At 65.1% G+C, this 14,465-nt stretch carries 13 protein-coding genes and 1 tRNA gene; 8 read left to right on the top strand and 6 right to left on the bottom strand.

The features are described from left to right. Positions 1–276: 276 nt before the first annotated feature. A complete protein-coding gene (locus tag WBG82_RS04225) occupies positions 277–2,475 on the top strand; it encodes a GumC family protein (protein WP_424421779.1) in 2,199 nt (732 codons plus the stop codon). Here the strand turns inward: WBG82_RS04225 and WBG82_RS04220 are convergent, their stop codons facing one another. The 4 genes from WBG82_RS04220 to WBG82_RS04205 are packed head-to-tail and all read right to left on the bottom strand — an operon-like array spanning position 2,476 to position 7,204. Then, on the bottom strand, positions 2,476–3,378 hold the full coding sequence (locus WBG82_RS04220) for a cupin-like domain-containing protein (RefSeq protein ID WP_424421776.1): 903 nt from the start codon (positions 3,376–3,378) through the stop codon (positions 2,476–2,478). After that, positions 3,371–4,618 carry a GNAT family N-acetyltransferase gene (locus tag WBG82_RS04215; RefSeq protein ID WP_424421774.1) on the bottom strand — a complete coding sequence of 416 codons (1,248 nt, stop codon included), beginning with the start codon at positions 4,616–4,618 and terminating at the stop codon, positions 3,371–3,373. The genes WBG82_RS04220 and WBG82_RS04215 overlap by 8 nt, the downstream gene beginning before the upstream one ends. Positions 4,619–4,629: 11 nt before the next feature. After that, positions 4,630–6,021, bottom strand: coding sequence for a lipopolysaccharide biosynthesis protein (locus WBG82_RS04210; RefSeq protein ID WP_424421772.1), 1,392 nt, complete (start codon positions 6,019–6,021; stop codon positions 4,630–4,632). Positions 6,022–6,037: 16 nt separating this feature from the next. Next, positions 6,038–7,204 carry a GNAT family N-acetyltransferase gene (locus WBG82_RS04205; RefSeq protein WP_424421769.1) on the bottom strand — a complete coding sequence of 389 codons (1,167 nt, stop codon included), beginning with the start codon at positions 7,202–7,204 and terminating at the stop codon, positions 6,038–6,040. 318 nt (positions 7,205–7,522) lie between these two features. On the opposite strand from WBG82_RS04205, the gene WBG82_RS04200 reads away from it, so the two are divergent. Further along, a complete protein-coding gene (locus WBG82_RS04200) occupies positions 7,523–8,605 on the top strand; it encodes a polysaccharide deacetylase family protein (protein WP_424421766.1) in 1,083 nt (360 codons plus the stop codon). On the opposite strand, the gene WBG82_RS04195 is transcribed toward WBG82_RS04200, so the two are convergent. After that, positions 8,602–8,850, bottom strand: coding sequence for a hypothetical protein (locus WBG82_RS04195; protein ID WP_424421764.1), 249 nt, complete (start codon positions 8,848–8,850; stop codon positions 8,602–8,604). The genes WBG82_RS04200 and WBG82_RS04195 overlap by 4 nt on opposite strands. Positions 8,851–9,002: 152 nt before the next feature. Here WBG82_RS04195 and WBG82_RS04190 point away from each other — a divergent pair. From WBG82_RS04190 to WBG82_RS04165, 6 genes are all read left to right on the top strand, one after another. Then, positions 9,003–9,077, top strand: a tRNA-Asn gene (locus WBG82_RS04190). 179 nt (positions 9,078–9,256) lie between these two features. Further along, complete coding sequence (locus WBG82_RS04185) at positions 9,257–10,513, top strand: class I SAM-dependent methyltransferase (RefSeq protein ID WP_424421762.1); 1,257 nt, start codon at positions 9,257–9,259, stop codon at positions 10,511–10,513. A 57-nt stretch (positions 10,514–10,570) separates the two neighbouring features. After that, positions 10,571–11,185 (top strand): NUDIX domain-containing protein, encoded by a 615-nt coding sequence (locus tag WBG82_RS04180; protein ID WP_424421759.1) that lies wholly within the window; start codon positions 10,571–10,573, stop codon positions 11,183–11,185. Positions 11,186–11,292: 107 nt separating this feature from the next. Then, positions 11,293–12,291 (top strand): cysteine synthase A, encoded by a 999-nt coding sequence (locus WBG82_RS04175; protein WP_424421757.1) that lies wholly within the window; start codon positions 11,293–11,295, stop codon positions 12,289–12,291. A 14-nt stretch (positions 12,292–12,305) separates the two neighbouring features. Beyond that, positions 12,306–13,154, top strand: coding sequence for a 3-mercaptopyruvate sulfurtransferase (gene sseA, locus WBG82_RS04170; RefSeq protein ID WP_424421755.1), 849 nt, complete (start codon positions 12,306–12,308; stop codon positions 13,152–13,154). A 54-nt stretch (positions 13,155–13,208) separates the two neighbouring features. After that, on the top strand, positions 13,209–13,721 hold the full coding sequence (locus WBG82_RS04165; RefSeq protein WP_424421753.1) for a GNAT family N-acetyltransferase: 513 nt from the start codon (positions 13,209–13,211) through the stop codon (positions 13,719–13,721). Between the two features lie 52 nt (positions 13,722–13,773). On the opposite strand, the gene WBG82_RS04160 is transcribed toward WBG82_RS04165, so the two are convergent. After that, positions 13,774–14,465: amino acid ABC transporter ATP-binding protein (locus WBG82_RS04160; protein ID WP_424421751.1), on the bottom strand; the 692-nt coding region annotated here is incomplete at its 5' end.

Below are 14,465 nucleotides of genomic sequence, written 5' to 3'. Positions count from 1 at the left end.
CCTGCCGAATTGACCGGCCGGAAACCGCTGATCCCGGATGAAAGGCAGAACGCCGCGGCGAGCCATGGCTGGACGATCCCTGAAATATCCCGCTGTTCCGCAAACTAGGCCGGACTGGTTAATTTTTTGCGAGCGCGGCGGCGCCCCGGCGCGTCCAAGTCGCCGGAATTGCTCGCCTTTTGCGAAGGTTGTCTCCGCGCGTTAAACCTTCCGTTACCAACACCGGGCTACTGTCCGCCCTGAAGGAGTGCGCCGGCATTCCAGCGAGCGGAGCGCATGACCAACATTCACGGCACGCCTGTTGTGACCTTTGGCGACCGACGCCGTTCCACCCCTGACATGCAGGCGGCGGGCGACGTTTCGCCATGGGAGCTGCTGCGCGGTATCTGGGCGCGCAAGGAGCTGATCGCGCTTGCCTTTGCGGGCTTCATGGCGCTGAGCCTCGTCTGGCTCGCCACGGTGACGCCGACCTATACCGGCGAAACGCGCATCCTGCTTTCCCCGCGCACGGGCGAAATCTCCACCTTCGACACGACGAGCCAGCCTACCCTGCCCGACTCCGAAACCTTGCAGAGCGAGATCCAGCTTCTCGTCTCGCGCCCGCTGCTCACTCGTCTCGTCACCGATCTTCGCCTCGACCGCGACCCGGAATTCAACCCGTCGCTTCGTCCCGGCACGCGGATGCGGATCCTCAATCTCGTCGGCGTGCGGGGCAGCGCGCCGGACGAAACGGAAATCGCCGACAATGTGCTGCGCAAGCTGAACGTCTACCAGAAGGGCACATCGCGCGTCATCGCCATCGAATTCACCTCGACCGATGCGCGCATGGCGGCGATGGTTCCCAATCGCCTCGCCGAACTCTATATCGCCCAGCAGATCGAGCAGAAGAACGCCATCAATCGCGAAGCGACCAAATGGCTCGGCCAGCAGATCGAGGAGCTTCGCAAGAAGGTCCAGACGTCGGAGGCCGCCGTCGAAGCCTTCCGCGCGGATTCGGGCCTCTTTCTCACCAACGGGTCCACCGTTCCCCAGCAGCAGCTCACCGATCTCAACTCGCAGCTCACGCTGGCGGAGGCCGCCCGCGCCGAGGCCGAGGCGAGGCTTCAGAACGCCCGCAGCCTTCTTGCCTCGGGCAATGCCGTCAACTCGGCCGCCGCCGTTCTCCAGTCGCCGCTGATCCAGAATTTGCGCCAGCAGGAAGTCGCGCTCCGCGCGCAGATCGCGCAGATGTCGGAGACGCTTCTGCCGTCGCATCCGAAGATGATGGAAGCGCAGGCCAATCTCGCCGATCTCGACCGCCAGATCGGCAAGGAGGTCGACAAGATCATCAAGGGCCTCGAAAACGATGCGCGTGTCGCCTCGGCGCGCGTCGCCTCGCTCCGCGCGAGCCTCGTGCGGCTTCAGGTCCGCATGGGCACGCTCAATCAGGACGAGGTCCAGCTTCGCGCGCTCGAACGCGACGCATCGACGAACCGCGCCCTGCTCGAATCCTTCCTCAAGCGCTATGAGGAGGCGAACGCCCGCGCCGAGGCCGATGCCGGGGCCGCCAATGCCCGCATCGTGTCGCGCGCGCAGGAGCCCTCCTCCCCGACCTTCCCCAAGACGGGCGCGGTGCTGACGCTCTCCGTCATAGCGGGCCTGCTTTTCGCTCTCGTCCTGAGCTTCCTCGTTGAGGTGTTCGCGCGCGGCTTCCGCACCGCCGAACAGGCCGAGCGCGTCACCGGCATGCCTTTTCTCGGCCTGGTGCCGGAGATCGAGGCTCATGGCGGCCGCCAGACGAACCCCGCCGCCGACGTTCTCCGCGAGCCTTTCGGCCTTTATGCCGAAGCAATCCGGACGCTACAGGGCAATGTGCTGCTCGCCCGCATCGGCAATCGCCGCGCGCGCAGCGTGCTCGTCACTTCGGCGCAGAAGGATGAAGGCAAGACCTCGACGGCCGCGAGCCTTGCGCGCGTTCTCGCCATGGGCGGCTACCGCACCATTCTCATCGATGCAGACATGCGCGCGCCCTCGGTTCATCTCGCCGTCGGTATGCCGCCACAGGCAGGGCTTTCCGAACTGCTGACAGGACAGGCGAACTTCACGCATGTCATCCGGCAGGATTACGGCAGCTATGCCCATGTCATGCAGGCTGGCGCGGCGCTGCCAAACCCGACCGCCATGCTCGCCTCCGCGCAGATGGCCTGGGTGCTGAAGGCGCTCGAACACACCTACGACTACATCGTCATCGACGCGCCGCCCGTCATGGCCGCCGCGGACGCGCAGGTGCTGGCGAAAATGACCGACCTCACGGTGCTTGTCGTGCGCTGGTCGGTGACGAGCCGCCGCCTCGTCACGCATGTGCTCAAGATGCTCGCGGCGGCGAGCGGCCGCCGCGTCGGCATCCTGCTCACCCGCGTCAATCTGCGCCGCTACCGCCGCTACACGGACACGGCCATCGAGGAATATCCCGTTCGCCCCGCCCGCGCGGCCTGATCAATTCGCGGGCGCCGTCTTGCCAAAGACAAAGGCGATCGCCTTCTGCCTGTCGCCCGCAATCTTCCTGACCGCATCGTAGATCGGCCGCAGCACGTCATAGGCCGCGACCTTGATCGCATCGAGCGCCTTGTGCGTGCCCGCAGGCGCCTGCGGAAAGCCAAGACGGCGAAGACCCGCATTTACATAGGAAAGCTTCACCAGCCTGAGCGACTCCTTCGTTTGCCAGGTGATCGAGAAGGACACCGAAACCTCGGGCCCGTTCTGCACCCAATGCGGCTCGAACAGCGGCACGAAGATCGCGTCACCCGGATCGAGATGCTGCTGCGTCGCGCCCGCCTCGAATTCGTCACGATATGGCAGGTTCCGATGCTTGCCCGGATAAAGCTCCAGAGCTTCCTCCGAGACGATGGCGCGGTCCCGATAGTCAAATAGGCTCATCCGTTTCTGGCCGCGAATCTGGAGCAGGAAATTATATTCGGGGTCCATGTGAAACGGCGTCACATTGCCGGGCGATGTGACGAAGATGAAAGCCTGCCGCCTCAGCGCGCAGCCCATGACGCCGCCCGTCTGCTCGGCTACCTGATCGAGACAGGCGTCGAGCAGCGCCTTGTATTCCGGGTCGCTCTCCGCGTTCTTGATCACCATCCAGGAGCGGCACTCCTCGATGCGCCGCACGGTTTCCTCGGGCGTCAAGCCGTTGGAGGGCGTCAGGTCGGGGTCCTGATTGGGGAGGACCGGACCGTTGAATTCGATCTGGTCCGCAGGCAGCGAAGCCGCGAGCCGCGCCAGCCGGTCGAGCTTGAAGAGCGGATGATCGGCCAGATGATGCCGCAACCGGAATGTGCGCGTCGGCATCTCGTTCCCAACGCCGCCCGCCTCGACTTCGATGAGCTTATCCATGTTCCACCTCCTTGCGTAGACGGTGATAGAGCGTTCGCATGCGGTCCCAGGCCCATTCCGCGATATGCGTCATGCGGGCCGAATAGAAAATCAGAAGCGGGCTCAGAAGATGCGCGGTGGCCGCATTGACTTCGCGGATCGTGCGCCGCTCCGCCCAGATATGGTCGATCATCGGATGGTTCGGCACCGCGCAGGAATCGACCCATGCGATGCGCGGATCGCCGAGAAACGCGCCGACCGCCTTCATCATCAGCAGCGCGCCCGGCGAATATCTGGCGTAGTCCTCGTCATAGGCGATCTTGAAGCTGTGGGCGCCGCCACCCGAGAGAAAGCTCGCAAGCATCGCGATCGGCTTTCCGTCGAGAAGAATTTCGGCGCAGTGAAGCGAGCCGCGCGCGCGCGCTTCCGAGCAAAGGCGCTCGAAAAAGGCGCGCTCATTGGCGCGTTCGGCAAGCGCCGTTCCGCGCTTTCCTTTCCAGCCGCTGCGCTCGAGGGCGAGAAAGCGATTGACCCAGGCCGAAAGCTCCGCCCCGCCATCATGCGTGACGAAACGAAGCTCGCCCGCCTCGGCGAGCCGGTTCCAGAGGCGGTTATATTCCTTGCGCTTCTTCTTGCGCATGGTCGCGGCGAGATAGGCCTCGCCATCGAGTTCGGATTTGAGGAAGGCGCGTTCATGCCGCCCGGTTTCGACATGCGCGAGGCCGCGCTCGGCAAGCACGTCGCTTAGCGCCGCATCGAAGGCCCCGCCTCCCTCGAACATCGGAAAGCGCAGAAGCGGCGCGCCCGCGCGATCAGCATGGGCGAGGAAGCGGCGCAGCGCCTGGCGCTCATACCCTGCGCGAACGATGGGCGTGGCGAGAAAGCCGTGAACATGCGTCCAGATCGACCAGATCGCGAACGGAAGGCCGAGATAGAAACGCCGCGCCTGAAAGGGAAAGACCCCGATCAGCAGCGGCTCGCCGCCTGCCAGAGGCGCGCTGCGCACGAGCGCGACGCGAACCGGGCCACCCGACCGGAGATGCGCCATCGCCGCCTGAAGCGCCCTTGCCTCGAAGAGCGGATTGCTGTCGCTCGACGCGACCGCCAGCGCTTCCATCTCCGCGACATGGGGTTCCAGCGCCTCGGCGCTTTCGAGCACGCAGATGCTGCCGTCATCCGCCTCGGAGGAAAGCTGTACCTCCGCCGTGGAGCCGCGCCTCAGGGCAGGGAAAGCCGGATATTGCGATTTGAGATCGGTCATCGATCGATCCTTCAGACAGTGGCCGGCGAAGCAAAGCCGCTTCGCGACAGCACGAAAGAGGTGATGCCGAGACGGCGGCGCGCGATCAGGAAGAGACAGAAGCTCGCGAAGATGAGCGAGGCTGCCGTTCCCGCTGCAGCGCCCATGAGGCCGAAGCGCGGCACGAGCGCGAGATTGAGCGCGATGTTGAGAAGCGCCGCGGCGCCATACACGGCGGCGGTCAGGTTCTGGTGTCCCGTCATGTTGAGCAGATATTCGACGGGACCAGTCGACGCGCGCGCGACGAAGCCGAGCATCAGCATAGCGAGCAGCGGATAGCCCTTGTCGAAACCCTCGCCGAAAAGGTTGAGCGCGAATTCGCCGATGAGCAGGAGGAAGCCCGCCGCCGCGAGTGTCGGCCAGAAGATCCATTGAATGATGTTGTGGACGAAGACCTGCAAGCCTGCGCGATCTCCGGCGGCATGAAGTTCGGAGAATTTCGGCACGGCGAGCGCGGCCACCGCGAAATAGATGAAGACGACGAGATTGGTGATCCGCGTCGCCGCGAAATAGATGCCGACCTCATTGGGATCGACGAAATAGCCGAGCAGAACGATGTCGGTGTTGAGAAGCAGAAGGTAGAGCCCCTCGGCCAGCACCAGCGGCAGCGAAGCCGCGACCCAGTAGCGCGTATGGCGGATGGGCTTTGCGCGCGGGATCGCCGCGCCGATGCGGCGGTTGAGGAAGAAGCGTTGTCCGGCAAGCGTGAGAAGCGTCGCGGCGAGAGCGCCGGCCACGGCTGCAACGCCCGTCAGCCCGCCGAACATGAAATGGATGAGCGCGCCAACGGCGACGATCCCGAGCGGGCGGATGATATAGGCGGGGAGATAGGCAAGGCTCACCCAGCCAAAAGCGCGGGCCGTTCCCTCGAGCGTGTCGGTCAGCGCGAAACCCGGCACGCACATCATCGCCAGAACGAGCGGGAGCACGTAATAGGCCTCGATCTCGTTGCGCAGAAGCCCGATGGCGCCGAGCCCCAGCGCCATGAATGCAAGGCCGAGCACGAGCACGACCCGCCAGGAATCGTGGAGGATGCCCGCGAGCCGCCGCCACTTCGCATTGATGCGATAGTCCGGCACGAAGCGGAGCGTCGATGTGCCGAAGCCCATCGGCGCGATGACGCCGAGCATGATGACCCACACCCAGACATAGGCGAAAATGCCGTATTCGAAGGTGCCCATCCAGCGCGCGAGAAGCACCTGGCCGAGAAGCGCGATGGCAGCTCCCGCGATGCGGATGCCCATGACGAGGCCGGCCCCGCGCACGACCTGCGCGAGGTGACCCTCGGCAAGCACGGCGCCGAGCATGGCTGCGAGCGTTGCGCCGAGCCGTCTCAGAGAATGAGGAAGCGCCGGGGCGTTCATCGGGCCGGTTTCCTTGTCAGACCCGGACCATTCCCGCGCCGGGCAGCGAGCCCGCGACGGCGCGCAGGCGGGTAAACGCATCCCAAAGTACCGGCGTCTGCTTGATGAAGCGTTTAGCCCGGCGGCGCAGAACCGCAGGCATGAGCGCCAGCCAGCCGCGCATGGTCACAGCCTCGAGATGATCGAAAAGCCGGGTCCGCACTTCGCACCAGTCAGCCTTGTAGGGCTCGTCGCCGATGGTGAAGTCGAACTCCTCATGCCCCGTTTCCGTCGCGTGCCGCATCAGCTCCATGAGCTGCACCATGCCGGGGCCGAAACGCGCGAATTCCTCTTCTGCCGCATAGCTCGCCAGCACATAGTGATAACGCCCGCGAAAGCTTACGCCCCAATTCGTGGCCGCGACCCTGCCGCCGACATCGAGATGACTGACATGGATGAGCCCCTTGCAGGCGGGATCGGTTGCAAGATCGAGATAGAAGTCGCGCACGCCCGGCCGCGCGAAGGGATTGGCGATACCCATGCGCGCGAATGCCGCGCTCTTCTGGGCGATCAGCTCGTCGATGGAGCGGGCGATCCCGGTGGGGTCCTGCGGCGTCACCAGAGCGACCTCGCCGAACTCCTCGAGCTTGCGGCGCTTCTGCTTGTCGCGCTTCTTGCTGCCGGAGGAGCGCTTCTCGTCGTAATAGGCGCTCCAGCTCGGCTTCAGCCGCGTCATATGGGCGGATGAGGCGTGCTCGGTCGCATTGCCGAGCGCCAGAAGCGGGTTCGGCTGCTCGCCGATGAATTCGGGCAGCCGGTCGAGCTCCACGATGTCGTGATGCGGCAGGGCCTCGCGTATCTCCGCCCACAGCGCCTTGAACTGGCTCCTGTGAACCGTCCGCGAGAAGCGCTTGGCAAGGATGGGCGCCTGATAGTCGCAGAACTCCGCCCCGAGCCAAACGAGACGGGTACCGGCGAAGCCTCGCTTCAATCCGAACGGAAATATGAAAAGCGGCCCTTCCCCCTCCTCCTCGCCATCCCAGCCGACGACGATCGCAGGCTCGATGCCCTGGCGCGCGCCGACATGACGGAACCACGCCGAAAGCCAGGCATGGGTCTGGAAGACCGTGCAGTCGGCCACCGCCTCGAGCGCGGTCCAGGCGGAACGCAGGCCCTCGAAGCCCTCATGAACGGTGAGAAGCACCTCGGGTCGGCGCGCCCACGGCCCGTGAATGACTTGCCCGGCTTCGCCATTGCGACGGGGCCAATGGTTAACAGGCGCGTAGGACTGCTTCTCTGCTTCGTTCTTATTCGTCAGCGGCTTCACGGGGGGCCTCGCCTTGCCGATGGATCAAGTTGAAACGCTTTCTGCGCGTTTCGAGGCTCGATGCGCCGGCTTGCATCAATCTTTTCTCAATTCCGGACGCGCATTCTCGCCACATCGTGCCGGTTGCAATCGCCGTGCTACCCTGGCCCGCAACCGGCCCCACTCCGCTTTCCCCGGCGCCGAGGACCTCGACGCATGAATGTCGCATCGGAAAAACCGCGGCCCCTGCCGCAGAGGACGGCTCTGGCGCGGCACGGCCTCCTCGCCCTTCATGCGAGCGGCGCGCACCGCCTCGCGCCAAAGGCGCTGGCAGGCGCGGGCGTGATCTTCATGCTTCACCGCGTGCGCGAGCCCGATGGCGGCGAATTCGCGCCGAACCGCATTCTCGAAATCACGCCCACCTTCCTCGATGCCGTCATCACGCGCGTGCAGGAAATGGGCTATCTATGCCTCAGCCTCGATGAGGCCGTCTCGCGCCTTGCCGCGGGCGAGACTGGAGAGCGCTTCGCCGTCTTCACCCTCGATGATGGCTACCGCGACAATCTCACGGTCGCCGCACCCGTCTTCGCGCGCCAAAATGTTCCGTTCACGGTCTATCTGGCGACGGGCCTGCCCGACGGAACGGCCATCCTCTGGTGGGTTCTGCTCGAGCGGGTCATCGGCGCGGCGAGAGACTTGCGCGTCCGCTTCGTGGATGGCGAGGAGGTGTTTTCCTGCGCGAGCCTTGCGGAGAAGACCGCCGCCTGGCCGGCGATCTACTGGCGCCTGCGCGGCGGCCCCGAAGACCACATGCGGGACGAGATCACCCGCCTCGCGGCCGGGCACGGCATCGAGCCCACGCAGGTTACGCGCGAGCTTTCGATGAGCTGGGACGAGGTGCGCGAGCTTGCCGCACATCCGCTCGCCTCGATCGAGGCGCATACGGCCGGCCATTTCGCCCTTGCCGGCCTGCCGGAGGCGCGCGCGCGCGACGAGATCGCCCGGGGCCTTGCGCGCCATGAGGCGGAGCTTGGGCGCAAGTCCGTCCATTTCTCCTACCCCTATGGCGACCCCGGCTCGGCGGGCGAGCGCGAATTCGCGCTTGCCGCCCAATTTGGCTTCCGCTCGGCCACGACGACGCGCAAGGGACTCATCTACCCGTCCCACAGGGACCGGCTGACACGCCTTCCGCGCCTCTCGCTCAATGGCGACTATCAGGATGTGAGAATCATCGAGGTGCTGCTGAGCGGCCTCCCCTTCGCCCTGGCGAGGCCGCTTGCCGGAGAGGCGATCGACTAGCCGCCGAAGCGCTCGTCCCGGCCGTTCCGCCGTCGCCCCCACCAGACCTCCGTCCGGCGGCGCACGCGGCGCACCGGATGCGAATCGACCGACAGCACCACGACCCCGAGCGGCAGCATCCAGAAGCCGAGAACCGGCAGGAAACCGAGCACGCCGCCGCCGACAAGCGCCGCCCCGGTCACGCGCCGCATGGCGGGCGAACCGGGCACCTTGAACCGCTTGTTGCCGAAGCGAACCGTCGCCATGCCTCTCGCTTTCCTTGGGAAACAGGGCCTGACGCCCGGACTGGCCGAACAAATGGGTATTCGCGGCGCCGGAGGCAAGATTTGGGCTGGCATGGGGCAAACGACTTTGCTATAGGACCGCTCGTCCTCGTCGTTGAGTTGCGACGAAGTGATCCCCGGTAGCTCAGTGGTAGAGCAAGCGGCTGTTAACCGCTTGGTCGCTGGTTCGAGTCCGGCCCGGGGAGCCAGTTTCGAGGGGTCCGGTTTCCGACGAAGCCGGACCCCTTTTTCTTTGGCCGCGCGCCCCGCCGAACCCTGCCGCCCCGAGCTGCCGCCCACCCTTAGGCGGAACGCGCCCGAGGAAGCAGTCGCACCGGGCGCCCTGCTCGCTATATGCTCATGCGAAGAACCTACAGGGGACGCTCGCATGACGCAGTATCTCGAAGAGTGTTCGACACATGGCGCGGAGACGATCGACGTCACCGCCGCCAATCTCAATCGCATAACGGGCCTTCCACGACTTCTCCGCCTCGTCTTTCGCGCGCTCGTCCATATGCGACACGGCAGTCTCACCATCCTGCTTCCCGATGGCCGCCGCCTGCGCTTCAGCGGGCGGGAGCCTGGCGCCGACGCGGTCATGGAGATCAGGGATTTCGGACTGGCCCGCCGCCTCTTCGCAGCCGGCGATCTCGGCGCCGCCGAGGCGTTTCTCGACGGCATGTGGGACAGTCCCAACATCGCCTCCTTCCTCGAACTCTTCGCCCGCAACCGCGACGTGCTCCGCGAGAGGTTTCTCGGCCTCGGCGCGGTCCGGCTCGGCGCGCGGCTTCTGCATCTCGTGCGGCGAAATTCGCGGCGCGGCGCAAGGCGCAACATCGAGTTCCATTACGATCTCGGCAACGGCTTCTACCGCCGCTGGCTCGACGGCACGATGACCTATTCCTCGGCGCGGTTCGCGCATCAGGGGCAGGATCTTTCGGACGCGCAGATCAACAAATACCGCTCGCTCGCCGAACGCATCGACCTGCGGCCAGAACACCACCTCCTCGAAATCGGCTCGGGCTGGGGCGGCTTCGCGGAATTCGCCGCAAGCCAGATCGGCTGCCGCGTCACCGGCATCACGATCAGCAAGGAACAGCTCGCCTTCGCGCGCGAGCGGATCGCAGCAAAGGGGCTCTCCGACAGGGTCGAGATCCGCTATCAGGATTACCGCGATGTCGAGGAACGCTTCGACCGCGTCGCCTCGATCGAGATGTTCGAGGCGGTCGGCGAGGCCTATTGGCCCGCCTATTTCGACAAGCTGCGAGACTGCCTGAAGCCCGGCGGCGTGGCGGGCCTCCAGATCATCACCATCGAGGACAGCATTTTTCCCGCCTATCGCAAGAGCGCCGACTTCATCCAGCGCTATATCTTCCCCGGCGGCATGCTGCCTTCGCCATCGGCGCTCCGAGAGCAGGTCGCGCGCGCCGGCCTCACCTGGGCCGGCAATCTCGACTTCGGCCTCGACTATGCCGAGACGCTGAAACTCTGGCGCCAGCGCTTCCGCGCCGCATGGCCGGACATTCAGCATCTCGGCTTCGACGAGCGCTTCCGGCGGCTGTGGGAATACTATCTTGCCTATTGCGAGGCCGGCTTCCGCGCGGGCGCCATCGACGTCACGCAGGTGACGCTGACACGACCCTGAATTAGACTTCGGGCCCCGCCTTGAGCTTCCGCCACGGAAGAAACCCGGAGCCCCGGAATGGAAGACCGCCTGATCCCGACCCCACGCACGCTCGATGACGTGGACATCCGCTCGCGCGAACTCATTGGCCGCGGCTGGGGCAAGCTCGAACGTTTCACGTTCCGTCATCGCCGCTTCGACGGAAGCTGGTCCGATCTCGTCACCCGCGACATGTACACGATCGGCGAGGTCGCGATGGTGATCCCCTACGATCCCGCACTCGACGCGGTCGTCCTCATCGAGCAGTTCCGCGCCTGCGGCCTCGTCTATGACGAGGCGACATGGCTCTTCGAGGCGGTCGCGGGCATCGTCGATCCCGGCGAAACGCCGCTCGAGGTCGCTCACCGCGAAGCGCTCGAGGAAACGGGCTGTGTCATCGGCGAGCCGGTCCACATCACCACCGCCTGGTCGTCGCCGGGCGGCTATGGCGAGCGCACCCACATCTATGCCGCGCGGGCCGATCTCTCGCGCATCGGGGGCATCCATGGCCTTGCCCATGAGCACGAGGACATTCGCGCCGTCGTCGTGCCGCTCGCGGAGGCGCAGGCCGCGACCATGGACGGACGGATAAGGGACGCGAAGACCTTTCTGATGATTCAATGGCTTAGCGCCAATAAAACAAAAATTAAATGAAGAATTCCCATGCGGTCCGCGCCTTGAACGCAAGGCCAACGCTCCGTATGTTCTGAGCACAGCGCCTCGACGCCTATGCGCCACTCCTCAATCAAGACCGGACAATCATGGATATCAGAAACGGACTCGTGGATTCGATCGGCCATACGCCGTTGATCCGCTTGAAGCGCGCCTCCGAGGAGACGGGCTGCGAAATTCTGGGCAAGGCGGAATTCCTCAATCCCGGCCAGTCGGTGAAGGACCGCGCCGCGCTCTACATCATCAAGGACGCGATGGCGAAGGGCCAGCTCCGCCCCGGCGGCACCATCGTCGAAGGCACCGCCGGCAATACCGGCATCGGGCTCGCTCTCGTCGGCAACGCGCTCGGCTTTCGCAGCGTGATCGTCATTCCCGAAACGCAGTCGCAGGAAAAGAAGGACATGCTCCGCCTCTGCGGCGCGGAGCTGATCGAGGTGCCGGCCGTTCCCTACAAGGACCCGAACAACTACGTGAAATATTCCGGCCGACTCGCGGAGGAGCTTGCGGCAAAGGAACCGAACGGCGCGATCTGGGCAAACCAGTTCGACAATGTGGCGAACCGGCAGGCGCATATCGAAACCACCGGCCCCGAAATCTGGGCGCAGACGGATGGCAGGATCGACGGCTTCACCTGCGCCGTGGGCACGGGTGGCACGCTGGCCGGCATCGCCATCGCGCTGAAGGAGCGCAACAGGAACGTCACCATCGCGCTTTCCGACCCGATGGGCGCGGCGCTCTATCACTACTACAAGCACGGCGAACTGAAGGCCGAAGGCAGCTCCATCACCGAAGGCATCGGCCAGGGGCGCATCACCGCCAATCTCGAAGGCGCGCCCATCGACGAGGCCTACCAGATCCCGGATGAGGAAGCGCTGCCGATCATCTTCGATCTTCTCAAGGAAGAGGGCCTCTGCCTTGGCGGATCGAGTGGCATCAATGTCGCCGGCGCCATCCGCCTCGCCCGCCAGCTCGGCCCCGGTCATACGATCGTCACCATCCTCTGTGATTACGGCACCCGCTATCAGAGCAAGCTCTTCAACCCTGAATTCCTCAGGCAGAAGAACCTGCCGACGCCTTCCTGGCTCTGATCCGGAGAAACAACATGCCCGCATCGACCGAAAGCCCGCTCGTGAGCACCGAGTGGCTGGCGCAGAGGCTCGACGCGCCTGACATCCGCATCGTCGATGGCTCCTGGTACATGCCGCAATCGCAGCGCGACCCCCGCGCGGAATATGAGCGCGAGCACATTCCCGGCGCGGTCTATTTCGACATTGACGAGATCGCCGATACGTCGAGCCCCTTCCCGCACATGCTGCCGAGCCCCGAGAAATTCTCCGCTCGCGTCCGCGCCCTCGGCCTTGGCGATGGCAACCGCATCGTCGTCTATGACGGCGCGGGGCTCTTCAGCGCGCCGCGCGTCTGGTGGATGTTCCGCGTGATGGGCCATGAGGATGTGGTGGTGCTGGATGGAGGGCTGAAGAAGTGGAAGGCGGACGGCCGCCCTCTCAGCGATGCGCGCTCGCATGCAAGCGCCCGCCATTTCACCGCGCGGCGCAACGCGCTGCTCCTGCGCGACCGCGAGGCGATGCTTCGCAATATCGAGACCTGCGCCGAACAGGTGCTCGATGCGCGCAGCCGCGGCCGCTTCCGCGCCAAGGAGCCGGAGCCCCGACCCGGCCTGAAAGGCGGGCACATACCCGGCAGCCACAACCTGCCTTCGGCCGAACTGACCCAGGCCGACGGCACGCTGAAGCCCCCTGCCGAATTGCGCTCCCTCTTCGAGAGGGCCGGCATCGACCTCGCCCGCCCGGTCATCACCACTTGCGGCTCCGGCGTCAGCGCCTGCATTCTCGCGCTCGGCCTTGCGGTGCTCGGCCATCGGCAAACTTCGGTTTATGATGGCTCATGGTCGGAGTGGGGCGCGGTCGAGGGCATGCCCGTCGAAGCCTGAGCGCATCGACCTCGCCGGTACCTAGCCGGTGGAACACGGGCAGAGCGGACAACAATGGGCAAGCGGCACAAGACGATTGTCACCCATCTCGAAATGTGTGCCGAGCCGCGCCTGCTCATCGCGCCGCGCCCGCATGGCGCCAGCGCGCTGCTGCGCGCATCAAAGCCGCCGCTCCATTTCTACCGCTATCTCTATGACACGATCGGCCGCAATTACGCCTGGGTAAGCCGCCGGAAACTTGGCGATGCAGAACTCGCATCGATCATTCATGACGACAATGTCGAGATATATGTGCTCTATCTCGATGGCGCGCCCGTCGGATTTATCGAACTCGATTTCCGCGGCATGCCGGATGCGGAACTCTCCTTCCTCGGCATCATTCCGGAACGGATCGGCGAAGGTCTGGGCCGCTTCCTCCTTGGCGAGGCGATTTCGCTTGCCTGGGCGAGACATCCCGCGCGCCTCATCGTCCAGACCTGCACGCTCGACCACCCCCGCGCGCTCAGGCTCTATCAGCGCGCTGGCTTCACACCCTATGGGCAATCGGAAGCGGAATTCGACGAATAGCTCGTCCTCATCGCCCGGCCTGTCCGGGCCATCCCGCGTTCGAGCGACCTGCCTAGCCCCGCAGGATCTGCGCGAGGAATGCCCTTGTCCGCTCGCTCTTCGGCGCGGTGAAAAACTCCGCGGGCGGCGCCTCCTCCACGATCTCGCCCTGATCCATGAAGACGATGCGGTCGGCGACCTCGCGCGCGAAGCCCATTTCATGCGTGACGCAGATCATCGTCATGCCGTCATTGGCAAGCCCCACCATCACGTCCAGCACTTCCTTGATCATTTCCGGATCGAGCGCCGAGGTCGGCTCATCGAAAAGCATGATCTTCGGGCTCATGCAAAGCGCACGCGCAATGGCGACGCGCTGCTGCTGTCCGCCCGAGAGCTGGCCGGGATATTTATGCGCCTGCTCCGGAATGCGGACGCGCTCGAGAAGGCGCATGGCGGCCGCCTCCGCCTCCTCCTGCGGCAGGCCCCGCACCCAGATCGGTGCGAGCGTGCAATTCTCAAGCACCGTCATATGCGGGAAGAGATTGAATTGCTGGAACACCATGCCGACCTCGCGGCGCACCTCGTCGATGCGCTTCAGGTCTTCCGTAAGCTCGATCCCGTCGACGGCGATCCGCCCCTTGTCATGCGCCTCGAGACGATTGATGCAGCGGATGAGCGTCGATTTGCCGGAGCCCGAAGGCCCCGCGATCACGATGCGTTCGCCCTCGCGCACGGTCAGGTTCACATCTCTGAGCACATGGAAAT

The organism is Parvibaculum sp. (assembly GCF_049671045.1).
GTDB lineage: Bacteria > Pseudomonadota > Alphaproteobacteria > Parvibaculales > Parvibaculaceae > Parvibaculum.
Note: the sequence above shows the minus strand (reverse complement) of the source record. Positions and strands in the feature narration are given on the sequence as shown.

Coding starts and splice junctions, on each gene's coding strand:
- WBG82_RS04225 (WP_424421779.1), top strand. CDS start 277: ATGACCAACATTCACGGCACGCCTGTTGTGACCTTTGGCGACCGACGC.
- WBG82_RS04220 (WP_424421776.1), bottom strand. CDS start 3,378: ATGGATAAGCTCATCGAAGTCGAGGCGGGCGGCGTTGGGAACGAGATG.
- WBG82_RS04215 (WP_424421774.1), bottom strand. CDS start 4,618: ATGACCGATCTCAAATCGCAATATCCGGCTTTCCCTGCCCTGAGGCGC.
- WBG82_RS04210 (WP_424421772.1), bottom strand. CDS start 6,021: ATGAACGCCCCGGCGCTTCCTCATTCTCTGAGACGGCTCGGCGCAACG.
- WBG82_RS04200 (WP_424421766.1), top strand. CDS start 7,523: ATGAATGTCGCATCGGAAAAACCGCGGCCCCTGCCGCAGAGGACGGCT.
- WBG82_RS04195 (WP_424421764.1), bottom strand. CDS start 8,850: ATGGCGACGGTTCGCTTCGGCAACAAGCGGTTCAAGGTGCCCGGTTCG.
- WBG82_RS04185 (WP_424421762.1), top strand. CDS start 9,257: ATGACGCAGTATCTCGAAGAGTGTTCGACACATGGCGCGGAGACGATC.
- WBG82_RS04180 (WP_424421759.1), top strand. CDS start 10,571: ATGGAAGACCGCCTGATCCCGACCCCACGCACGCTCGATGACGTGGAC.
- WBG82_RS04175 (WP_424421757.1), top strand. CDS start 11,293: ATGGATATCAGAAACGGACTCGTGGATTCGATCGGCCATACGCCGTTG.
- sseA (WP_424421755.1), top strand. CDS start 12,306: ATGCCCGCATCGACCGAAAGCCCGCTCGTGAGCACCGAGTGGCTGGCG.
- WBG82_RS04165 (WP_424421753.1), top strand. CDS start 13,209: ATGGGCAAGCGGCACAAGACGATTGTCACCCATCTCGAAATGTGTGCC.